The following is a 21,549-nucleotide window of genomic DNA, read 5'->3' as shown; positions in this document are numbered from 1 at the left end:
CGTCAGCTCCCCGTGTACCGGGGCGGGCGCCCCTCGGCCCGTGCCGTCCGCATCTCCGCGATGTCGTCCGACCTGCTGATGAAGGTCTGGAACACGAGCTCGTCCGCCATCGACGAGCGCAGCGTCGGCTCCGAGAGGTGGCGGATCACGCGGCGCGCCATGTTCACGGACACCTTCGGCGCGGCGGCGATCCTCTCGGCCATCTCGCGCACCGTCCCGTCCAGCTCGTCGGCCGGAACGACCCGGGAGACGACACCGTGCGCCAGCGCCTCGTCGGCGCCCATCGCCCGGCCGGTGAGTACCAGGTCGCTCACGACGCCGTGGCCGCACATCTGGTACAGCCGGCCGATGCCGCCGGTGTCCGGGATGACGCCGTAGCCAAGCTCGGGCAGCATCATCCGGGCACCCTGGGCGGCCACCCGGATGTCACAGATCAGCGCGCGCTGAAACGACGCTCCAATCGACCAGCCGTTCATCGCGACCAGGATCGGGGCCTCGATGTCGAGGATCCGCAGTATGCCGCGGTGACCGCGTCTCATCAGCTCGTGGTGGCTGAGCTCGACGGCCCCGCCGCCGATCGCGGCGACGTCGCGGCCCGAGGAGAACGACTTCCCCTCCGCCCGCCAGATCACCGCCCGCAGGTCGCGCCGCGTCGCCAGCTCGTCGAGGATCTCGAAAAGAGCGAGGTCCATCGCGTCGTCGAAGGCGTTGTGCTTGTCCGGGTGGTTGTTCGTGATCGTGGCGATCGGCCCGTCGATCTCGAGCCGGACCCGTTCGTCAGCCATGTGCGCACGCCTTCCGCCTCACCAACGGCCGCGAGGCCGACCCAGGAGCGGCCTGGAACTCCGGCCCCGGAGCGGTCCGCGGTCCGCGGCCACCAGGAGGGGAGCGCGGACGGCCGCTCCTTGGTCAGGAGGGCGCTCCGGTGAGCCCGTGGGGCTCCTGTTGTAACACGGTTCTACCTTCCTGATGTCTTCGTCCGCAAGTGACGCGATACGCCCGCCGAGCCCGGCCTCGCCTGGGTCGTCCCGCGGGTGGGGAAGCCCCGGCGGCGCGCTGGGCGCGGGATGGTCTTATGGGCGGCACACGGATTGATGCGTGCGGCGAGATGGACGCCGCGCCCGAGGGCCGCCGGTCAGGGCGGCGGTGAGGYGGTCACGCGGTGCGGACGAGCCGGCTGGAGGCGTTCAGCGACGGCGTTCTGGCCATCATCATCACGATCATGGTCCTGGAGCTGAAGATTCCCGAGGGCCATGACTTCGCCGCGCTACGGCACGCGGCCGGCTCGGGCCTGTTGACGTATCTGCTCAGCTTCGTCTACGTCGGGATCTACTGGAACAACCACCACCACATGTTCCAGCTGACGCGCCAGGTCACCGGGGTCGTGCTGTGGGCGAACCTCGGGCTGCTGTTCTTCCTCTCCCTGTTCCCGTTCACCACCGCCTGGATGGACGAGAGCGAGTTCGCCCACAGCCCCGTCGTCCTGTACGGCGTGAACCTGATGCTCGCCGCGATCGCGTACTACATCCTTCAGCTGGTCATCATCCGCGGGCAGGGCTCCGGTTCGCCGCTGCGGCAGGCCGTCGGCCGGGATGTGAAAGGCAAGATATCGCCGGTGATCTACCTGACCRGTATTCTGTGTGCCCAGCTCGTCGACCCGCACGGACACGTCGGTGTCGTGATCGCCATCGCGTGTTACGCGGGCGGGGCGCTCATATGGCTCATCCCCGACCGCCGCATCGAACGCGCCATCCGCGACCTCGACACCCCGGACTGACCCGTCTGGTGGCCCGGTGAAGCCCGAGCCCAACCATCGGATTCGGCGGCTGGGGTAGTTACGGGTGCAGGCGTGCGAGGACGGCTTCGAGGTGCTGGAAGCCAACGCGCTCCTGTTCGAGGCGGACCGCGTTGCCGTAGGCGTGGCTGACGAGGTCCTGGTAGAGCTCGTCCTCGTCGGGGGTGAGGCGGGCGAGCGAAGACCGGGTCGGCGACGGTTCGCGGACCCACTGGTCGGTGTGCGCGAGCAGCGTGGCGCGATCCATCAGGAAGGACTTGGCGCCGGGTATCTCGGCGCGAAGCCGGTCGAGGATCGCGAAGCCGTGGGTGTCGAGGTCGCCCCAGTAGAGGACGCGACGGCCGGCGAACCACAGGTGCGCGGCGAGCCCGCTGAGCCCGTACCCGCCGCCGAAGACCGCGGCGGCGTCGGGCACATCGGGGAAGGCCAGGTAGGTGATCTCGTTCTCGAGGACGAACACGGTGCCGACGTCTGGCGCCGCCGCCGCGAGGTCCTCGACCCGGACGCTCAGCTCGCCCACGCCCGGGAGGCGGTTCGAGGTCGGGTCGAGTGACCGGAACCGGGTGTAGACCGGCTGGCTCCGGAACCCGTACCGCCGGGCGAACTGGGCGCGAGGAACCGCCTGGTCCACAGCGCCGTCCGGCAGCAGCAGATCGAGTAGCTCGGCGAGCAGCGCTCGGTGGGCCTCGATGAACTTGGTGTCGACGCCGGGCACGGGCACCTGCCGTAGGTACCGCCCCATGCCGCGTTCGCGCACGAGCCATCGGGTCGTCGCGAGGATCCTGGCCCACTGCTCGGGCGAGTGCTGGAGCACGCGGGCCGGATGGGTGTTCACCCAGTCCACGAGCGCCGTGACCGCGGCGGAGCCGTCGCCGGGTCCGGTCGCGGGGGTTCCGCGGAACCCGGGCACGGTGCCTTCGTGCGGGTCGGGTGCGGCGACCTCTCGGCGTTCCATCGCGCTGGCCTCCACGACTCCGGCCGCGCTGAGGATGTGACCCTCGCCCGCGGTGATGTCGCGCAGCTCGGTGAACCGTCGGACCTCGGCCGTCACCTGGAGGAACCGCCACAGCGTGTCCCAGCCGCCGTCGACGACAAATCTGGCGGGGATCTCGTTGGTCCCGATGCTGCGCCCGCCGACGGTCCTGGTCGGCACCCGGAAGTCGGCCGACCGGCCCGCGGCGGCGAGCCACTCCCGGCTCCAGGCCCGCGCCTCATCGAACCGGTTGGCCAGCTCACCGGCCGCTGGCCCCCGAAGCACGACCTCCACCGTCTCGAAGGGCTCACCCCTGGCCCAGGCCGCGAGATACTGGCCGTTCTCCCAACGCCGGCGCAGCCGGGCCCGCACGTCCGCCAGCGTCGTCCATCCAGAGGCCTTCACCTTGACGGCGCCCCCACCCACGTCATCGCCTCACCAGCCGTCGCGTCAACGGTCATCGCGTCACCGCGCGGTGGCCAGCTCGGCCGCGAGCCGGCCGACCCGCCTGGACCGATATTCCTGGACGGTCAGGTTCTGTAGACGTGAGTAGCTCCCGGACTCGTTGTCGACGAAGCCCACCGACGACACGTGCCGCTCGATGACGTGGATCTTCTGCAGCGGTGTGACGATCAGCAGCTGAAGCCCGAGGCGTTCGAACAGGCCGAGCGCGAACCGGGTCGACGCGTCCGACCCGCGGCCGAACGCCTCGTCGATGACGACGAACCGGAAGGTGCGCGGCCCGGAGTCGAGCTTGAACTGGTAGGCCAGCGACGCCGCGAGAATGGTGTACGCGAGCTTCTCCTTCTGCCCGCCGGACTTCCCGCCCGAGTCGGTGTAGTGCTCCCGCTCGGTGTTGTCCGCGAGCGTCCGTTCCGACGCCGAGAACACGAACCAGTTGCGCACGTCGGTGACGCGCCGGGTCCAGATCCGGTCGGCCTCGGTCTGCCCCTCCCGCCCGCGCAGCCGTTCTACGATCCTGCTGACCTGCAGGAACTTCTCCTCCGAGTACTGGTCGGCCTCGCCGCCGCCCGAGAGCGACCCCTCGGTGCAGGCCCGCAGGTCCGCGCGGAACTGTCTGACCTCGGTGTTCGGGGTGTCGTCGAGCTCGAGCCGGATGAATGTGCCCACGTTGTACTCGATGGACGTCAGCGACTCGTTGATCGTCGCGACACGTCTCCTGATCAGATCGCGCTGCCGGTTCAGCTCGGCCTGGAACGTCGCGATGTCGCGGATCGTGTTCACGTTCAGGTGGGTCTTGAACTCGGCCTCGAACCGCGGCAGATCGTCGCGGACCAGCCGGGCGTGCAGCTCCCGGTACCCACCGGTCGACTCCACCGAGTCGTCGAGCTCCGCGGTCTCCAGCGGGTAGGCCTGCCGGAACCGCCCCATCTTCGCGACCAGACGCCGGCCCGTCACGGCGCGGCGGTCGCTCACCTGCCGCGACTCGTGACGAAGGGCGTCGTCGAGCCGTCGGCCCGCGTCCGTCCACTGGCGCGGCGCCGAAGGGCGTGGCTCGGTCAGCCGGGCCACCAGGGCACTGAACGAGGCGCTCGCCGGCTCGAACTCGGCCGCGGACAGCATCTGCTCGCATTCGGCCAGCTCGGTCTCGGCGTCGCCGCGGCGCGTCTGCAGCCCGCCGAGACGTCTGCGCAACTCGTCGCCCTGCGCATCAGCCCGGGTCAGCTCGTCGGTGAGCTCCCCGAGGCGCCGGGTGATGTCCGCGAGCTCCGCCGAGGCCTTCTCGAGCAGGGCCTTCTCCGCGACGAGCGCGTCGATCTCCTGGGCGACCGTGCGCCAGTCGAGGTCACGCCAGGCCTGGGTGTCCGCGAGCAGCCGGAGGTTGTTCTCCTGGCCGCCGACCGCGTCGAGGTCCCCCGCGACGGCGTCCAGGCGACTGGTGATCTCCGAGAGGTCCGCCTGCACCTGGGCCGCCCTGGAGACGATCGCGGCGATCTTCTCTTCGTTGCTCCAGCCCAGGACGTACTGCGTCCGGTCGTCGACCCGCCAGCGGTCGTCCTTCTCGTGCCGGCCGCCGGTGTGCTTGATCTGCCCGGCGCGGGTGACGGCCTTCGCCGCGCGGCGGAAGTCGTCCATGGTGGTGACACACTCGTGGTCGGCCCTCGACTCCAGCTCGCGCCGCAGCCACGGCAGGAACGGCGAGTCGGACCTCAGGTCGAGACGGTCGACGAGCAGCGCGTTTCCGCCGCCAGCCTGCCGCTGCCTCGGCGGTCCGGCGGCCGACGGCACCCGGAAGTAGATCAGCCTCGCCCGCAGGTGGTTGCGGTCGATCCAGTCGGAGACGGCCCGGTAGTGCCGGTCCGGGACGAGGAGCGAGAGCCCGAAGCCGCGCAGCAGCCGCTCGGCGGCTCCTTCCCACTCGCGGTGCTCGGGCGAGACCTGGATCAGCTCGCCAGCGAACGGCAGCTCCGCCGTGTCGAGGCCGGTCTCGGAGCACAGCCGTCCGCGCAGTTCCAGGCTCCGCACGGGAATGTTGCTGCGCCGCTGCCGCAGGCTCGCGATCTCGTCACGCAACGCCCCGGACTCGTCGCGGATCATCCTGCTCTGGACGTCCAGGTCCGACCGGCGGCTCTCCAGCCGCTGACGCTGGCCGGCCAGCGTCTCGCCGAGCTGGGTGAACTCACGACGCCGCGCGTCGAACTCCCCGGCGTCGCTGACCGCGTCCAGGCCGAGCGCGGCAAGCCGGGTGTCGAACACCCGCGCCCGGGCCTCGCGGGCCGCGCGGTCCTGGCCGAGCCGGCCGAGCTCTCGCTCGATCTCGCCGAGACGGCCCCCGCCGAGACCGGCGCGCTGAAGCTCGAGACGCTTCTCGTCCGCGCGCAGCGCCCGGATCCGGGCGTCGAGCTCGCCCGCGCGCGCCGTATCCCGCTCGATCCGCACGTCGAGCTGACGGATCTCCCCGCGCAGGAACGTCGCGGTGCGGTCGGCGACGAAGTACCGCACCGTCTGGGCCTCGGCCGCGAGCGCGCGTTCCCGTTCGMCGAGCTGGTCGTACTCGTCGCAGTCGGCGAGCAGCGGGGTGAGCGTCTCGACCTGGTCGCGGGCCCGGCGCACGGCCGCGTGCGCCCTGGTCAGGTCCTCGAAATGGGCGACGAGCTCGTCGATGCGCCGCCCGACGTCCTGCTTCTCGAGCATGTGCGAGCGGACGAACTCGTTGAGGTCGCCGACGGACTTCATCGACACCGTCTGGTGGAACAGCTCCATCGCCTGCTCGGACTCGATGCCGAGCAGGCGCCGGAAGGCACGGCCGTAGCCGGGGAAGCCGTCGTGGACGTCGACACCGGCCCGGCGCAGCTTGCGCTTCAGCGCGGGGATGTCCTCGCCGAAGTCGGCGAAGCCCGTGGCGATCCCCAGGTCGCGCTCGGCGGTCGCGTAGAACCGCTCCGGCTGTCCGGTGTCGTCCGCGGCCTGCCAGAAGACCTGCGCCAGGCTCGCGGTCGTGTCGAGTGTCTCGTTGACGAACACCCCGAGCAGCACCGAATAGGTGCTGCCGTCGGTTCGCAGCCCGACCGGACGGGACCCGCCGGACGACTCGACGCGTTCGGACTTGTAATGGCCCTGGACGTAGGAGCGCAGCGTCCGCTCGCGGGACTCGGCGCCGGCGGCCCGGTTGTAGGAGATCCGCTGCGCGGGCAGCAGCAGCGTGGTGACCGCGTCGACGACCGTCGACTTGCCGGAGCCGATGTCGCCGGTGAGCAGGCCGTTGTCCCCGCCGACGCGCAGCGTCCAGACGCGGCGGTGGAACGTGCCCCAGTTCAGCAGCTCGAGCCGGTCGAGCCGGAAGCCTGGCCGCGGCGGCCCGGCCGCGTCCACGTCGCCCACCGCGTCGACCCCATCCGCGTCCGGGGTAACCGCGAGCGGCTTCCGATGACCGTTCTCCGAGCGAACGGCGGTCATGCGTCCTCCTCGGTTGAGCCGGTCAGCGACCGCGCGTACCGGGCAAGGCCTTCGTCGAAGCCCGACAGCCACTGGGCGTCCACGAACGCCTTGAGGATCCGGCGCACCTCGTATGTCTCGTCGGAGCCCGGCAGCTTACGGAGGAACCCCAGGTCGACGACCTTGCCGAGATGGGTGTCGATCTCGTCCACCAGCCGGGCCTCGTTGCGGCCGGTCGGCAGGAACATCCGCATCATCTCGACGAGGTCGTCGCGGGCCAGCACCAGCCGTGTGTCGGCGTTGTCGGTGTCGAACTCGGCGAGCCGCTTGCGTAGGAGGGCCAGCAGCAGGCTGACCGGGAACGACAGCGCCCGCCGGGCGATCAGCCTGGGCACGGCCTCGCCGCCGTCGTCATCCGGGCGCGATCGCAGGAACGCGTATCCCTCCGCGTCGTCCACGATGACCTGCAGGCCGAGCACGGCGACGTAGTCGGACACCCGCGCGCGCAGGCCGAGCAGGTGGCGCCACACCTTCTCGTGCTGGTCCCGGTATACCGGCCCCTTCATCAGGCTGGTGACGACGAGCGACAGCTCGAGGTCGGACTGGGCCGCCGTCGCGGCCCGCGCGGACGAGGTGGCCCGGCCACCGCCCCGGCCGCTCGTGGGCTCAGCCATCCACGCGCTCCTCACCGACCGCGGCGCGGCCCGGGCCGGTCGCGGCGACCGAGTCAGGCACGGCGGCCCAACCGGCGCGGACGAACGTCACACGCGGAACCGTCGCCACCCGCACCGTCCCATCGTCGCCGTCCCAGGTCAGCTCGTCCGTGGCGCCGTCGTCGAAGACCACGCTGAACGCCTCATCGCCCAGGGAGAGATAGGCGACCAGCTCGGCCAGGCCACGCTGGAGCGGACGGTCCGCCAGCAACGAGGGGAGGCCGACCCGGGGCCGACTGGCCAGCGCGTCGCGCACGGCCGTCGCGAGCTCCGCCGGGTCGACATGGACCTGGTCGTAGAGCGCGCCCGAGTCGAACTCGCCGTCGCCCTCCTCCAGCCCGGTGCTGTCGATCGCCGCCCGGCGCTTCGACGCGTACAGCCGGCGTTCCATCGGCAGCACGATCCGGGGCGCCGTCTCGTCCAGCTCGGCTCCTGGCAGCGGCCCGGGAGCGTCGCGCAGCTGGAGGGCGTGTGCCTCGACGCCGCGCAGGATCTCCCCGATCCGGCGGTTCTCCAGCCACACCCGGTCGTCGAGGAAGCGGCGCAGCTGCGCGGACAACAGCCGCACCGTCGCCTGGGTCCGCTCGCCCGCCGCGAGCCAGTCGTGGTGGATCGTGCCGAGGCGTCGGTCGGCGTCCGCGAGTGCCGGCAGCTCCAGGACCTGGTCGAGCAACGCCGTGAACCGCGCCTGGCGGTCCGCGGAGAGCAGGAAGTCGTAGAAGGCGCCGAAGCTCTTGCCCTGGTCGGACTCGGTGATACTGCCCCGGCTGCGCAGGACCTCGTCGAGCAGCTCGCCCTTCGCGCCGTCGAAGGAGGCGATCTGGACACGCAGGCTCCGGTCGARCTCGCGGAAGTTCGTCTCGACCTGGCGGAAGTCCGCCAGCAGCTCGCGCGCCATGTCGGAGAACTGCTGGAACCGGTCCCGCTGGGCCGACGAATCCAGCACATCGAGCTCGCCGCGACCGACCCGGTCGATCTCCCGGTCGAGCGCGTCGCGCTGGCGCCGCAGCTCCTCGAGACGCCGCTCCGGATCGGTCTCCGTCCCGAGGGTCATCTGGCGGAGCAGGTCGAACAGGGTGTTCAGCCGCGACTCCGTGCCGATGAACGTCCTCGCCCGCAGCCCGGACAGGAACGACACGACCTGCTCCAGCGCCGGGGTCGCGTCGAAGTGGGGCTCGTCGGAGCCGGACGGGTAGTACTTGCGCAGCCAGCCCTGTTCCGCGCTGGCCCAGTCCTCCAGGTAGGCCTTCGCGGGCCGTGGGTAGGCGCCGTCCCCCAGCCGCTGGTTCAACGCGTACAGCGTGTCGTCGAGCCGGCCGGCGAGCGCCGACGCGGCGATGTCGCGGACGTTCTCCTCGACGAAGACCTGGGCGAGAAAGCTGACGACCAGTGGGGCGTGCTCGGCGCGCAGCAACCGCCAGGCCGGGCCGCGCCGCAGCAGCTCGACCGTCTCGTAGTCCAGCTGGTCGTCCAATGGCCGCTCCCTCCGATCACTGCGATCGTAGGCGGCACCTCCGACAACAGCGCATGCCCAGGCCTGGCGCGGGGCACGACGGCGCGGTCGGCGCGGGTCTGGGGACAGTCCGGTGACGAGCCCGAGCGACCGAGGATGCTGGAGGGTGGGAGGCGCGCAGTCGGGGCGTGGTCCGATCACCAGCCGGGGAGGTGCGACGTGGCCGCGACGGTGACACGGGCGGTGCCGTTGGAGCTGTTGCCGCACCTGCGGCGGGTGCGCGACCACATCGATCGGAACTACCGTGAGCCGCTCGACCTCGACGAGCTGGCCCGGGTCGCGCGGGTATCGAAGTTCCACCTCGTCCGCTGCTTCGAGGCGACCTACGACGAGACTCCGATCCGCTATCTCACCTGCCGCCGGATCGAGCGGGCACAGGACCTGCTCCGGCACGCCAACCTGACCATCACCGAGATCTGCATGTTGGTCGGCTTCTCGAGTCTCGGGTCGTTCTCGGCGCGCTTCACCCAGCTCGTTGGCGAGACGCCCTCGGCCTACCGCGACCGCTGGGCGGCCCGCGGCGCCCCGCATGTCCCCGGCTGTTACCTGTTCATGCGCGGTTCCATGGACCTGCGCGGCACCGCGGGCGATCCGGTGGCCTGAACTCGCGCAATCTCGGAGAAGCCGGCTCGGCCGAGCCGCGCCTACGCTGATCGCATGATCACGAACATCTCCCTGCTGACCGTCTACTGCCTCGACCAGGAGGCGACCCGCGACTTCTACGTCGACCTGCTCGGCTTCGAGGTGCGCACCGACATCACGATGGGCGAGGGCTTCCGCTGGCTTACCATCGGCCACCCGAGCCAGCCGGACCTGGATGTGACGCTCATGATCCCTGGGCCGCCGCTCGACGAGGAGGCCGCCGACTTCTACCGCCGCCAGCTCGGCAAGGGCCAGCTAGGCGGGCTCGGGCTCCGGGTCGACGACTGCCGCAAGACCTACGAGGAACTGACCGTCAAGGGTGTGGAGTTCGTCCAGGAGCCATCCCACCGGCCGTACGGCGTCGAGGCGGTCATGCGCGACAACTCTGGCAACTGGCTGGTCCTCGTCGAGCCTCGGAACTTCAACCCGGCGGACTTCGTCTGACCGGTGCCGCCGGAGCGCGGGCCGCGGGAGGCACGCGGGCAGGCCTCGCCCTCGCGGCCCCACGGGCGGCGCGGCCCGTGATCGCGCCGCCCGTGGTCACGCCGCCCGCGGCTCACACGCCGGCGGCCGTCAGCCCCTCGACCGTCGGAACCTCGATCTCCAGCTCCGGCCCCTCGGCCGCGGTCGCGGTCGCGGCCGCGGCCGGCACAGCCGCCGCCGCGGACGCGGGCTCGGTGGGTGCGACGGTCCTGGACTCGCCGGACTTCACGGTGATGACGCCGGCCAGGACGAGAACGCCGCCGAGCAGCTGGACGGGCCGGGGGAGCTCGGCGAGCAGCAGCCAGGCGAAGCCGAGCGCGGCCACCACCTCGAACAGGGCGACGAACGAGGCGAGGCGCGGCCCGAGCCGCCGGCTGGCGGCGATCCCCGCGCAGTAGGCCAGCGCGCAGGCGACCAGCCCGACCAGCGCCAGCGGGACCCACCAGGGCACTGTCACGTCCCGGTAGGTCACGGGCGCCGCCGACGCGGCCATCGGCACGACCCCGACCGCGCCCGCGACGACCAGCGCGACCGCGCCGACGACGAGGCCGCCCGCGGCGAGCACGATCGGCGGCAGGCCGGTGTCGTCGGCCGCGGACAGCACGAAGTAGATCGCCGCGCCGACCATCGCGCCAAGAGCCCACAGCACGCCGGTCAGGCTCACCTGGGTGCCGCCGACCAGGTCGAGCACGCCGACGAGTCCGAGCGCCGAGAGGATGGCGCCGACGAGCGTCCGCGATCCTGGCCGCTGCCCGTGCCGAGCCCACAGCCACAGCACGACCAGCACCGGCGCGGTGTACTCGATGAGCAGCGCCGAACCGACTTCCATGTGATTGACGGCGTTGAAGTAGCACAGCTGACAGCCGGCGACCGCGATAAGCCCGTAGCCGACCAGCAGCCCGGCGTTGCGCCRCAGCAATCCCCACCGTCCGCGCAGCGCGACCAACGCCGGCACCAGCAACACCACGGCCGCGATCGTCACCCGGGCGGTGACGRCCGCTCCGGCCGTCCAGCCGCTGTCCAGCAGCCCGCGCGCGAGCGCCCCCGACATCCCGAACGACGCGGCCGAGACGAGCGCCAACAGCGTGCCGGCCGTGGACCCGCCAGCCCTGCCAGCCTCGCCAGCGGGTCCGCTGCCTCCGGAGCTTCCCGCTCCGCCGCGCGCGGCGCCCGCCGCCGTCACGTCATGTGTCAGGGGCCTCATGACTGATGACGCTATGTCCGATCGGTGTAATATGTCAACGTGCTGTTCGCTCATGACACTGAGGCGTCGCTGCTGGCGGCGGTGTGGCTGGTCAACTCCGCCCAGCCGCCGGACACCCTCGAGACCGTCGAGCAGCTCGACGACTTCTTCGACGAGTTCCGTTACACCGGCCACCGCGACGAGGACGAGGCCGAGCTCGCCGCGGTCCGCGCCCTGCGCCCGACGCTGCGCCGCCTGCTCGCCGGCAGCCGCGACGAGGYGGCCGAGCTGACCAACCAGGTGCTCGCCGACGCCGACGCCGTCCCGCGCCTGGTCCGGCACGGTGGCTTCGACTGGCACGTCCACGCCGTTCCGTCGGACGCGCCTTTCATCACCCGGATCATGGTCGAGACGGCGATGGCGATGGTCGACCTGATCCGCCTCGACGAGATGTCCCGTCTCTCCGTCTGCGCCGCCGACGGCTGCGAGGGCCTGGTCATCGACCTGTCCCGCAACCGCTCCCGCCGCTTCTGCTCGGTCGCCTGCGGTAACCGCGAAGCCGTCGCCGCCTACCGTGCCCGCCGGCGAGGGTCGACCATATAGAGATTCTTAGCGTTTTCCCCGACAAAAAGTAGATGGACGTGAGCTGAAGTCCGGCGCACGCTCGGCGCGTGCGATGGCCGTACGCGGACTGCCGCGGACCGCCGTGGACTGAAGCGGGTTGCCGGCCCGGCCGGAAGGTTGTGCGTGGATGACGAGGCGGGGCTGGGCGCTGTTCGCGGCGATGAGCGTGATCTGGGGAGTTCCCTATCTGCTCATCAAGGTCGCGGTCGAAGGGGTGTCGGGGCCGGTGCTGGTGTTGGCCCGCACGGGTGTTGGCGCGCTGGTGCTGGCGCCGCTGGCGTTGCGTGACCGGGCGGGCCGCACCCAGGTGGTGCGCCATTGGAAGCCGATTCTCGCGTTCGCCACGATCGAGATCCTCGGCCCGTGGATTCTGCTCTCGGACGCCGAACGGCACCTGTCCAGCTCGCTGACCGGCCTGCTGGTCGCGGCCGCCCCGGTCACCGCGATCGTCGTGACCCGACTGGCCGGTGGCCCCGAGCGCATCACCGCGGCTCGCTGGCTCGGTCTCGCGATCGGGACCGGCGGGGTCGCGGCGCTCGCCGTGCCCGGTGTTCACGGCTTCGGCCTCCGGCCGGTCCTCGAGGTTCTCGCCGTCGCGATCTGCTACGCCGTCGCTCCCCTGATCGCCGTCCGCCGGCTCGGTGACGTGCCGTCGCTGCCGATGGCCGCCGCCTGCCTCACGTTCGCCGTGCTCGTCTACGCCGGCCCCGCCGCCGCGACCTGGCCGAGCGCCGTCCCGAGCGCCCGGGTTCTCGGCGCGCTCGTCGCCCTCGGCGTGATCTGCACGGCGCTGGCGTTCGTGCTGTTCTTCGCGCTGATCCGCGAGGTCGGCAACGCCCGTGCCACCGTCATCACCTACGTCAACCCGGCGGTCGCCATCGCCGCCGGCGCGGTCTTCCTCGGCGAGCCGCTGACCTGGTCCATCGGCGTCGGCTTCGCGCTGATCCTCGTCGGCTCGGTCCTGGCGACGAGCTCCCCGCGGCCACCGGCACCGGCCGAGCCATCCCTGGTAATCCCGTCCGCCCTGTCGGCCGTCCCGTCGGCCGCCCTGTCGGCCGTCCCGTCGGCCGTGCCGTCGGCCCGCCGGCCGGGTGTGCGCGGCTGGGCCATGTCACGTCACAGGCCCGTCCGCTAGTCGGACGTCGTCGGGTTGCGCGCCGGGAGGTTCGCGTAGCGGGCTCGGAGGTCGATCTTGCGGACCTTGCCGCTGGCGTTGCGGGGGAGAACGTCGACGATCTCGACGACGGTCGGCTTCTTGTAGGAGGCCAGCCTTTCCTTCGTCCAGGTGAGGAGGTCGTCGAGCGTCGGCGGGTCGTTCGGGTCGGTGGGCTCGACAACCGCGAGCGGCGTCTCGATCCAGCGCGGGTGCGGGACGCCGATCAGGGCCACGTCGCGCACCTTCGGGTGGCCGGCGAGGACGCTTTCGACCTCGGCACAGTAGATGTTCTCGCCACCGGAGATGATCATGTCCTTCTTCCGGTCGACGACGTAGAGGAATCCCTCCTCGTCCTCGCGCACCAGGTCGCCGGAATGGAACCAGCCGCCGGCGCACGCCGCCGCCGTCGCCTCCGGGTCGCGCCAGTAGCCGGACATGAGCCCCGGTCCCCGGTAGACGATCTCGCCGACCTCGCCGCGCGGCACGTCGCGCATCTCGTCGTCGACGATGCGTACCGCCACCGTCGGCACCGGCTTCCCGACCGACCCCCGCTTGCGGGGCGCGTCGGCGCCATCCAGCACGCAGGTGACCGGCGACAGCTCCGTCTGGCCGAAGACGGCGACGTTCGCCACGCCCGGGAAGGCCGCCGCCATCGCCGTCAACGTCGACGCGAGCGCGGGTGAGGCGCCCCAGGACATCGACCGCAGGGCCAGATCCTTCTCACGCAGCCCGGGCACCTCGCACACCGCCTGCCACTGCGTCGGTACCAGGAAGGCGTTGGTGACCCGCTCGCGGGCGATCAGGTCGACGAGTGCGACCGGGTCGAACGCGCCGGTCGGCATGACGACCGCCCGCCCGCCCGTCAGCAGCACCGGTGCCAGCGCGCCGACCCCGGCGATATGGAAGAGCGGGGCGCTGACGAGGACCACCGCCTCGCCGTCGAGGAGCTGGTAGGAACGTGTCGCCGTGATCGCCTGCATCAGCAGGTTGAGGTGGGTCAGCATCGCGCCCTTGGGATTCCCGGTCGTCCCCGACGTGTACATGATCAGGAACGTGTCGGTCTCGCGGACGAGGGCGTACGGGAAGCGACCACCCGCCACCCCCGCCGCGCCGGCCTCGTCGGGCCGCTCGGGCTCGGCCGCGACCGCCGCCGCGAAGTCCTCGGCTCCGGCCCCGGCCCGCCCCGGGTCGCCGCCCACCACCAGGCACACCTCGACCGGGACCAGGGCACGCGCCGCCGCGGCCACCGGCGCGGTCATCTCGTCCACGACCAGCGCCGTGGCACCGCTGTTGTCCAGGATCCAGGCCACCTCGGCGCCGACGAGCCGGAAGTTCACCGGCACGGCGACCGCGCCCGCCCAGGCGGCGGCCAGGATCGTCTCGATGTGCTCGACCCGGTTGAGCATCAGCGTCGCGACCCGGTCGCCCGGCCGAATCCCGCGCCGGGTGAGCGCCGCGGCGACCCGTGACACCCGGTCGGCGAGCTCGGACCAGGTGACGCCGCGCCCGTCGAACCGCAGGGCGACGCCGTCCGGGACCTGATGGGCGTGCCGCACCAGCTGCGTCACCCAGGTGTACGCCCGGGCGGCCTCGAGCGCCGGGTCGGGCGTGCCTGGGCCGTTGCCCGCGCCCGCGCCCGCACCCGTACCGGCGTCGTCGCTCGCCCCCGAGGTCGCCCCGTTCGTCGTGGCCACCATCCGTCCCGCCTCCAGATCCACCGGGCGCCCCGCCGCCGATTGTGTGACGCCGATCACTGACGTTAGGTCGGATCGGCCGCGTACGGAACCCGGGAGCGAGCCTTCGTCCGGCGAGTCAGGAGAAGAGGTCCGCGGGCCCGGCTTGTCGGCGCCGGGATCTACCGTGGAGGCATGTGCCGCAACATCACGGAGCTGCGCGGTCTCGAGCCGTCGGCGACCGACGAGGAGATCGAGGCAGCCGCGCTGCAGTTCATCCGGAAGGTCAGCGGTCTGCGCCAGCCACCGCCGGCCGCGGCGGAGGCGTTCGACGGCGCCGTCACCGACGTGGCGGCGATCGTCCACCGCCTGCTGGACGCGCTCCCGGCGCGCCGCCAGCCTCCGGCGACCCTCCCGCCGCTGCGCCGTCCCGAGGTCCGAGCCCGCCTCGGCCGCGCGGTGGCGTCAGACGGCGTCGGTGAAGACGTCCAGGAACGAGGCGGCGGGGGTGGCGGACGGGTCGTTGAAGTACTCGCGGCCGCCGAGGAGGGCGAACAACGGAACCGGAAGACGGGTGGCGTAGCGGCGAAGGCGGGCCGGAGCGCGCGGGCCGGCGAGCTGGGAGGCGTGCGCGGCGAGTGAGGCGCGCTTCTGACGCGTGTACCGGCGGACGTCGACTCGGTAGGCGATCTCGCGGCGTGGGGTGAACATCGGGGGAGCAGGCTCCGCCGCCGCGGCCTGGCCAGGCGGCGCGGACGGCCGGAACACGGCGCCGAGCCGGCCGACCCGAACCAGCCGCTGGACGGTCTCGCGGGGGAGCGTCGCCTCCAGCACGCGGACGCCGCCGGCGAGGTCGGCGGCCCGGGCCCCGACCTCGTGCACCCGAACATGATCACGATGCCCGTACCCGCCGCGCGCGTCGTAGCTGAGCAGAACCGACGCCTTCTCCTCGCGCAGCAGGTCCGCGAGCCGGCCAGCCGCCTCGTCGAGGTCGGCGCGCGCGAACCGCTGCCGGTCCGCGGGGTCCGGAAAGAACAGCGGGCCGTGGCCGCTGTCGGCATAGCCGAGGTAGACGACCCGGGCCGCGCCCAGCGCCGCCGCGCTCGCGTCCAGCTCGGCCAGCCGGACGCCGGCCTCAGGGTCGGCCCCGTCACCCTGGTGGCCGTCGGTCGCGACCGCGATCACCACGCGGTGGCCGGCCGCCGCCAGCATGGCCAGCGCCCCGCCGCACCACAGCGCCTCGTCGTCGGGATGCGCGTGCAGGGCCACCACGGTGCTCACGAACGCCTCCGGACGCCTGATGCGGGAACGCGGCCTACTGCGCAGATGTAGCAGCCGCGGATGAAAGATGGGCGAGCAGGCCCCGGAGTCCCTGTAGGTAGCGCTCCTCGAAGGAGGGATCGTCGAGTGAGGTCCCGAACAGCCGGACCGTGGTGTCGGGGAACGCGACCGGCGCGGCGACGGCGGCGAGGAGAAGCAACCGGAGCATCGCCGGTTCGATGTCGTCTGGTAGCTCGCCGTGCTGCTGGCGGGCGCGGGTGGCGGTGAGATCCTCGGCCTCGGGGTCGGCGTCGGGTGGGGCGTGGTCGGGGTCGGTGAGGCCGCGCCAGAGCAGGAGGCGCAGCGGGCGGGGGTCGGTGAGCGCGTCGCGCAGATAGCGGGCGACCAGCTCGGTGAGGGGGAGGTCGGGATCGGAGAAGGTGTCCTCGCGCCTGAGCCAGGCTTCCTGGACGGCCAGATAGAGCCCGTCCTTGCCGCCGAAGTGGTAGGCGACGAGGTCCTTGCTGACGCCGGCGCGCGTCGCGATGTCACGCACGCGGGCACCCGCGAAGCCCTTGGCCGTGAACTCGTCGAGCGCGGCGTCGAGCAGCGCGGCCCGTGTCCGCTCTCCGTCGACCTGTCGCTCGCCCCGTGACGGGGTACGCCCGCGTGCTGTGCGGGCTTCGGATCGAGGCGAGGTCATCGTCATCAGCATAGTCGGCTAGACGCCTGTCGAATCTTGCTCGACAGACGTCTAACGTTGATCGAAGAGTCTTCCTCCCGGTCCGCGATGCCGCGGCTCAGGGCTTCCGCGCGACCGCCGCCCAAATGGGTACCGGGGCGGTGTCGGCGCCGGGATCGGGACGCCACCCCGAGACCGCGACGAGGCCGGGTTCGACGGGCTCAAGGCCGTCCAGGAAACGCGCGACCTCGTCATGTGTCCGGTAGACGGTGGAGACCGGGCTGCTCGGGCTTACCTCGTCCATGCTGCGGATGGTCTCCGGGCGGATCTCCGCGGCCATGTGGGAAAGCGAGAGGTAGCTCCCGGACGGGACCGCGTCCACGAGGGTCCGGATGGCCTGGCCCGGGTTGTCGGAGTCCAGGACGAAGTGCAGCATGCCGTGCAGCAGGACCGCGACCGGGCGGGAGAGGTCCAGCGTGGCCGTCGCGTCCTGCAGGATTTTCTCCGGGTCACGCAGGTCGGCCTGCAGATACGCGGTCGCGTCCTTGGGAACGCTGGTCAGTAAAGCCCGGGCGTGGAYGAGCACGTACGGGTCGTAGAGTGTCGGGTAGTGTGCACGGTGTCAGAGATCGGCACCGACACCTAGGGTGGGACAGTGGGCGAGCTAGGCGCGGGGTTTGTCCGGGTGTCCACGGGTAGCCAGGACGAGACGTCGCAGGTCAAGATCCTTACGGAGGAGGCCGCGCAGCGCGATATCACGATCGTCAAGTGGTTCCGGCTTCATGGGTACTCGGCGAGCCATGGGGCGCAGGAGCCGGCGTTGCGTGAGGTGATCGCCGATATTGCGCGCGGCGACTACTCGGCGCTTCTGGTTACCGAGTCGTCCCGGCTTGACCRTCGTGACGATCTGGACGCGCAGGCGGAGATCCTGTTGGGTATTCGGTCGGCGGGTGGTGACGTCATCTCGATTGCTGAGCCTCAGTTCGGTAAGACGGATTTTGCCGGCCGTATTGTCACTCTGGTTGCGCAGCACGCGAATGCCGAGAAGTCCCAGACGGTACGGCGGACCACGTACCGAGGGATCTCCATGATTATCGCGAACAGTGGGCACCATGGTCCGCTGCCGGCGTTCTGGGAGACWCGCGGGGATCGCTACGCGAAGCAAGCCTACTGTGCCAACCCGGACGCGGTCAGGGATATTTACGAGCGTGTCGCTGACGGCGAGTCCTTGCTGTCAATCGGTCGCCGTTATGATCTGTACCCGGCGTCGATTAAGAACCTTGTGCGATTTTCCGCGAATCACACGGGGGTGGTGGAATGCCGATATACGCATGAGGGTGCTACCGAGGTGTGGGGGCATCAGGTTGCCCCGGTGGTCGAGTCGCCGTTGTGGTGGCGGGCGAACAACGTACTTGCCGCGAACATGACGGACGGACGGGGGAACAAGGGTGGCCGTCCGGTGGCGCAGGCCGCTAACTGGCTGAGYGGGATTCTCGGGTGCCCGTCGTGCGGCGCGAAGCTTCACGTGCACGGTGGCCGGACCCCGGCGGGAAACCCGCGCGCTCCGAAGCTTCGGTGTGGTGGCCACGCCAAGCAGCGTCAGGCGTGCGGTGTTTTCACCGGCTGTGACGCCCAGCCCGTGATCGACGTCATCGATGCGATGCTGTCCGGTGACGTCACGCCGGTTCTGGCGTTTCAGCGTGTGGCGGGGAACGGTCACGAACGGGACGAGATGCGGGCGGAACTTGCCAGGATTCAAGGTCGTCTTTCCGTGACGGACGACGATGATGAGCTAGACAAGCTGGTCGCCGCGCGTAAGGCCCTGYGGGCGGCCATCGACGGATTCGTGGTTGTCCCTGACATGTATGACTATGCGGAAACCGGGCAGACGGTCGRCCAGATGTGGGCGGCTGGTGACATCGAGGTGAAGCGGGGAATGGTCCGCGCTATCAAACAGTCATGGGGTCTGGCGCTGTCCGCGGATGGCGGGCAGTGGGGCATCACGATTGGTCCAGGTGTCACGGGCACGGGTGACGCGGGCGCAATCGTGGACCTTGGTAATGGGTTGTGCTTCCGCCGGGAAAGCCGCTAGGTGGATGGCGGGGGAACGGCGATGATGCGCACGATCCTTCCGGCTTCGATGTGCCGGAGTACGTCAGGGAGCCTGAAGTCTTCGGCCGGGAGTATCACGACGATCTCCTCGGGCGGGAGAGGGTCAACGCCGCTGGGAGGGTCCGGGGTGTCTTCCTCCGGCCCTGTGATGTCGCTGGGTTCGGGGGCGCGTGCGCGTTGTTCGGCGAGCCAGCGGCGGACCGCGTCTGTCTCGGGCGGGTCGGCGGCGCTCACGGTGGGGCTCCTTGCGGAAACGGGTAACGGGTAACGGGGTCGGCGGGTCGCGGGCGCGGTTGGCGGGGGGTTTCGGGCGTCGGGGGCGGGTCGCGGTTACCGGTTACTGGGTGGCGTCGGTGCTAGTCAGGCGGGGTGTGGGGGTAACCGGGGGTGTAACTTTGGAGTTACACCCCCGGCTGGCGGTTACGTCCCGCCGCCGGTGGTCCGGCGTTGGTGGGCGGTGCGGATCGCGGCCACGCGGACGCCCTTTTGGACCTGTCCGTCTCGGCGGACGGCGATGCTCGGGACGTCGAGCGCCCGTAGCTGCGCGCTGATCGCTTCTGCCGTGGCGTTGCGGTAGTGCTCGGGGTAGGCGGTCGCGAGCCGTGCGGCGAGTTCGGTCCAGTGCAGGCCGGACGCGCCGTCCGCGAATACCGACAGCGCGTCGGCCAGGACGTCGCGCTGTTGGCGGGGGGTGATCTGTCCGGCGGCCTGGCCGCTGAGTGTGCCGGTGTACTCGCGGAACTTCCGGGCGATCGTGAGCAGGTGCGCGGCGTCTTCGGCGTCGGCCAGGAACGTACGGACCGTGGGGTTTACGTCGCTGGCGCCGCGCAGAATCCCGGCGCCTTTGTGCTCGGCGGCCAGCAACGACGAGTCGAGTCCTTCGCTGAATGCACCCGCGCCGAGCACAAGGTCTGAGACCTGCCACGAACCGGTACGCAGTGAGAAACGGACCAGATGGTTGTCGCGGTAGTCGGTGAACTTCCGTGCGACGTCCCCGGACCCGATTCCCGAGGGTCGCTGTGTGGCGCTGCCGATGATGACACCGGCCGCCGGAGCGACCCTGATCAGATAGACCAGCAGTGTGGCAATCTCGGTGTMGGCGGTCGGGTTTCCCGTGGAGAAGAACTCTTGGAACTCGTCGAGTAGAAGCATCCGCACGGGCATGCCGTACTTCGGGTTCCGGGCGATGTCTCGGGTTAGTTTCCCTTCTGGTACCAGGTCGGGGGGTAGGTCGGAGAGTGCGACGTAGCGGGCCTGCACGTCGGTGCGGATTTCCCGCAACGTGTCGATGAGGATTTCCACCGGGTCGCCGTCTCGGGTGGGCGCGAGTCCGAAGACGGCCCGGTCGGCGATGGTCTCGAACTTCCGCCAGTCGGGTTTCCCTCCACCGTCCGCCACGGTGATACGCACATACGGGTCGAGGGCRGCGAACAAGCCGAGAAGCCGGAGCGAGAACGTCTTTCCCTGCCGAGGTTGCGCCCCGACAAGAATCGAGTTCCACATCAGATCGAGGACAACAGGTCGGGCGCGTTCATCGAGGCCGAACGGCGCGGGAGTCCAGATGTCCGTGGGCTGTCCGCGTAGCAGGGGGGTGCGTCCGGCGGGAATGGCTAGCGGGTCGCGGTCGGCCACCCACAGCGTGTGGCGGCGGTGCGACGTCGGATCACGGGTCAGAAAGACCTGGGTGACGGCCACGTCGAGGCCGGAGGCGATCGCGCCGTGGGCCTTCACCGCGTCGGTGAATCCCTTCCCGTAGGGAAGATCCACCGTGACGCGCGAGCCGTCGCCGTCACGGGCCATGGGCGAACCGAACGTGACCCGCTGGTCGTCCTTGTCCGCGCCGAGCTTCGCCGCGTAGTACGCGCGCAGGACGATATCGGCGGACAGCTTGCGGAACCGGGGCGCCACGATCGCCGGAGCGATCAGCGGCCGTCCGGTCGGACGCCCGGCGTAGGCCAGTGCGCCGATCAGCGGGAGCGTGGCGGCGAAGCGTTCCAGCGGCGACCACCGGTCGAACGCGGGCGCCAGAACGGCGAGCACCGTCACGAGGCCCACGGCGGCCGCCAGCACGGTTAGGGAACGGGTCCGGCGGGTGGCCCGTAGGTCGCGGGCCAGACGTAGCCACAGCGCGGTGTCACGGCTTTCAGCGGCGGCCTGGCGGACCGGGGCGGACTCGGCGACGGTCCACCACCGGCCGAACCGTACGGCGAGTCGACCGACGCCGATGACGGCCGCCTTGGCGACGAGTACCGCGTACCAGGGCGCGCGCACGGCGTGGTAGGCGCTGGTGTGCGCCCACCGGCCGCCGGCGTGCCGCAGGGTCGCGGCGCGCTGTCCGCGCCGCAGGGGCGGCGGGATCACCGGACGGCGGGTGCCCTCGACCGCCGCCGGAGGCGAGACGGGATCGACCGGTACCGGTCGACGGTCCGGGGGCGGATCGAGCGCCCATTCATAGCTGCGCTCACGCCCGGCTACCTCAAGTTCGGTGCGGACGGCGGGAAGGTCGGGAACCCATCCCGAGCGTTCGACCGGGACGGGGAGGTTTTCCTTGGACATGGCGATATCTCCGCAACCACGTCGGGGGTGCGTGCCTCCGCCGTGCGGGCACGGCGGAGGCACGCACACGGGATTAGTTGAGGTGGATGGGTAGCGACCCGAAGAAGTCGCGGATTGCCTCCGTGACGGCCGTGATGGTGGGGACGAATCCCGGCCCGGCCCAGAACCAGCCGAGCAGGATGCACACGAGCGGGACGAGGCTGCGAGCGCGTAGCCGCGGCGCGATCAGTGCTGTCACGAGGAGAAGGGCGAGAAGGATGATGACCGTGGTTGTCGTCTGCATGTCG

The 21,549-nt window shown here is 71.0% G+C and carries 19 protein-coding genes and 1 pseudogene; 7 read left to right on the top strand and 13 right to left on the bottom strand.

Annotated features, from left to right (window positions below):
* Positions 1-2: 2 nt before the first annotated feature.
* A complete protein-coding gene (locus tag BL253_RS31500; RefSeq protein ID WP_076820943.1) occupies positions 3-785 on the bottom strand; it encodes an enoyl-CoA hydratase/isomerase family protein in 783 nt (260 codons plus the stop codon).
* Positions 786-1,162: 377 nt separating this feature from the next.
* Here BL253_RS31500 and BL253_RS31495 point away from each other — a divergent pair, with 377 nt between their 5' ends.
* Positions 1,163-1,777: a TMEM175 family protein gene (locus tag BL253_RS31495; protein ID WP_076820942.1), complete on the top strand. Its 615-nt coding sequence runs from the start codon at positions 1,163-1,165 to the stop codon at positions 1,775-1,777.
* Between the two features lie 58 nt (positions 1,778-1,835).
* Here BL253_RS31495 and BL253_RS31490 read toward each other — a convergent pair whose 3' ends face one another.
* From BL253_RS31490 to BL253_RS31475, 4 genes are read right to left on the bottom strand one after another with little or no spacing between them, the layout of a single operon-like run.
* Positions 1,836-3,194: a Wadjet anti-phage system protein JetD domain-containing protein gene (locus BL253_RS31490; RefSeq protein WP_076820941.1), complete on the bottom strand. Its 1,359-nt coding sequence runs from the start codon at positions 3,192-3,194 to the stop codon at positions 1,836-1,838.
* Positions 3,195-3,233: 39 nt separating this feature from the next.
* A complete protein-coding gene (locus tag BL253_RS31485; RefSeq protein ID WP_081438886.1) occupies positions 3,234-6,686 on the bottom strand; it encodes an ATP-binding protein in 3,453 nt (1,150 codons plus the stop codon).
* Positions 6,683-7,339: a DUF4194 domain-containing protein gene (locus BL253_RS31480; protein WP_076820940.1), complete on the bottom strand. Its 657-nt coding sequence runs from the start codon at positions 7,337-7,339 to the stop codon at positions 6,683-6,685. The genes BL253_RS31485 and BL253_RS31480 overlap by 4 nt, the downstream gene beginning before the upstream one ends.
* Entirely contained in the window at positions 7,332-8,852 is a 1,521-nt protein-coding gene (locus tag BL253_RS31475; RefSeq protein WP_081438885.1) for a DUF3375 domain-containing protein, read from the bottom strand. The genes BL253_RS31480 and BL253_RS31475 overlap by 8 nt, the downstream gene beginning before the upstream one ends.
* 198 nt (positions 8,853-9,050) lie before the next feature.
* Between BL253_RS31475 and BL253_RS31470 the strand changes: the two genes are divergently transcribed.
* Together BL253_RS31470 and BL253_RS31465 are read left to right on the top strand one after the other, a co-directional pair.
* Entirely contained in the window at positions 9,051-9,494 is a 444-nt protein-coding gene (locus tag BL253_RS31470; protein WP_241835311.1) for a helix-turn-helix transcriptional regulator, read from the top strand.
* Positions 9,495-9,548: 54 nt separating this feature from the next.
* The gene (locus BL253_RS31465) at positions 9,549-9,977 is read left to right on the top strand and encodes a VOC family protein (RefSeq protein WP_076820939.1); all 429 of its coding nucleotides are present in this window, start codon (positions 9,549-9,551) and stop codon (positions 9,975-9,977) included.
* A gap of 112 nt (positions 9,978-10,089) precedes the next feature.
* Here BL253_RS31465 and BL253_RS31460 read toward each other — a convergent pair whose 3' ends face one another.
* A complete protein-coding gene (locus tag BL253_RS31460; protein WP_076820938.1) occupies positions 10,090-11,220 on the bottom strand; it encodes an EamA family transporter in 1,131 nt (376 codons plus the stop codon).
* A gap of 39 nt (positions 11,221-11,259) precedes the next feature.
* Between BL253_RS31460 and BL253_RS31455 the strand changes: the two genes are divergently transcribed.
* Entirely contained in the window at positions 11,260-11,802 is a 543-nt protein-coding gene (locus BL253_RS31455) for a CGNR zinc finger domain-containing protein (RefSeq protein WP_076820937.1), read from the top strand.
* A 148-nt stretch (positions 11,803-11,950) separates the two neighbouring features.
* Complete coding sequence (locus BL253_RS31450; RefSeq protein WP_076820936.1) at positions 11,951-12,958, top strand: DMT family transporter; 1,008 nt, start codon at positions 11,951-11,953, stop codon at positions 12,956-12,958.
* Here the strand turns inward: BL253_RS31450 and BL253_RS31445 are convergent.
* Positions 12,955-14,676 carry an AMP-binding protein gene (locus BL253_RS31445; RefSeq protein WP_076820935.1) on the bottom strand — a complete coding sequence of 574 codons (1,722 nt, stop codon included), beginning with the start codon at positions 14,674-14,676 and terminating at the stop codon, positions 12,955-12,957. The genes BL253_RS31450 and BL253_RS31445 overlap by 4 nt on opposite strands.
* Positions 14,677-14,847: 171 nt before the next feature.
* Between BL253_RS31445 and BL253_RS31440 the strand changes: the two are divergent.
* Positions 14,848-15,108 (top strand): annotated as a pseudogene (locus BL253_RS31440) (DUF2277 domain-containing protein); the annotation flags it as partial.
* A gap of 9 nt (positions 15,109-15,117) precedes the next feature.
* Here BL253_RS31440 and BL253_RS31435 read toward each other — a convergent pair.
* From BL253_RS31435 to BL253_RS31425, 3 genes are all read right to left on the bottom strand, one after another.
* Positions 15,118-15,933 (bottom strand): PIG-L deacetylase family protein, encoded by an 816-nt coding sequence (locus tag BL253_RS31435; protein ID WP_076820934.1) that lies wholly within the window; start codon positions 15,931-15,933, stop codon positions 15,118-15,120.
* Between the two features lie 34 nt (positions 15,934-15,967).
* A complete protein-coding gene (locus BL253_RS31430; RefSeq protein ID WP_198946478.1) occupies positions 15,968-16,615 on the bottom strand; it encodes a TetR/AcrR family transcriptional regulator in 648 nt (215 codons plus the stop codon).
* Between the two features lie 97 nt (positions 16,616-16,712).
* A complete protein-coding gene (locus BL253_RS31425) occupies positions 16,713-17,180 on the bottom strand; it encodes an SAM-dependent methyltransferase (RefSeq protein WP_076820933.1) in 468 nt (155 codons plus the stop codon).
* Positions 17,181-17,249: 69 nt separating this feature from the next.
* On the opposite strand from BL253_RS31425, the gene BL253_RS31420 reads away from it, so the two are divergent.
* Complete coding sequence (locus BL253_RS31420; protein ID WP_076820932.1) at positions 17,250-18,686, top strand: recombinase family protein; 1,437 nt, start codon at positions 17,250-17,252, stop codon at positions 18,684-18,686.
* Here the strand turns inward: BL253_RS31420 and BL253_RS31415 are convergent.
* The 3 genes from BL253_RS31415 to BL253_RS31405 all read right to left on the bottom strand — a co-directional run bounded on the left by BL253_RS31415 (position 18,683) and on the right by BL253_RS31405 (position 21,545).
* A complete protein-coding gene (locus BL253_RS31415; RefSeq protein ID WP_076820931.1) occupies positions 18,683-18,940 on the bottom strand; it encodes a hypothetical protein in 258 nt (85 codons plus the stop codon). The genes BL253_RS31420 and BL253_RS31415 overlap by 4 nt on opposite strands.
* A 186-nt stretch (positions 18,941-19,126) precedes the next feature.
* Positions 19,127-21,262 (bottom strand): cell division protein FtsK, encoded by a 2,136-nt coding sequence (locus BL253_RS31410; protein ID WP_076820930.1) that lies wholly within the window; start codon positions 21,260-21,262, stop codon positions 19,127-19,129.
* A 73-nt stretch (positions 21,263-21,335) separates the two neighbouring features.
* Positions 21,336-21,545 (bottom strand): ABC transporter permease, encoded by a 210-nt coding sequence (locus BL253_RS31405; protein ID WP_076820929.1) that lies wholly within the window; start codon positions 21,543-21,545, stop codon positions 21,336-21,338.
* Positions 21,546-21,549 lie beyond the last annotated feature (4 nt).

Source organism: Pseudofrankia asymbiotica (assembly GCF_001983105.1).
Taxonomy (GTDB): domain Bacteria; phylum Actinomycetota; class Actinomycetes; order Frankiales; family Frankiaceae; genus Pseudofrankia; species Pseudofrankia asymbiotica.
This window is presented reverse-complemented; position numbering and strand designations above follow the sequence as displayed.

Excerpts from the sequence above, each read along its gene's own strand:
- BL253_RS31500 (WP_076820943.1), bottom strand. The coding sequence starts at position 785 with ATGGCTGACGAACGGGTCCGGCTCGAGATCGACGGGCCGATCGCCACG.
- BL253_RS31480 (WP_076820940.1), bottom strand. The coding sequence starts at position 7,339 with ATGGCTGAGCCCACGAGCGGCCGGGGCGGTGGCCGGGCCACCTCGTCC.
- BL253_RS31465 (WP_076820939.1), top strand. The coding sequence starts at position 9,549 with ATGATCACGAACATCTCCCTGCTGACCGTCTACTGCCTCGACCAGGAG.
- BL253_RS31450 (WP_076820936.1), top strand. The coding sequence starts at position 11,951 with ATGACGAGGCGGGGCTGGGCGCTGTTCGCGGCGATGAGCGTGATCTGG.
- BL253_RS31445 (WP_076820935.1), bottom strand. The coding sequence starts at position 14,676 with ATGGTGGCCACGACGAACGGGGCGACCTCGGGGGCGAGCGACGACGCC.
- BL253_RS31430 (WP_198946478.1), bottom strand. The coding sequence starts at position 16,615 with ATGACCTCGCCTCGATCCGAAGCCCGCACAGCACGCGGGCGTACCCCG.
- BL253_RS31405 (WP_076820929.1), bottom strand. The coding sequence starts at position 21,545 with ATGCAGACGACAACCACGGTCATCATCCTTCTCGCCCTTCTCCTCGTG.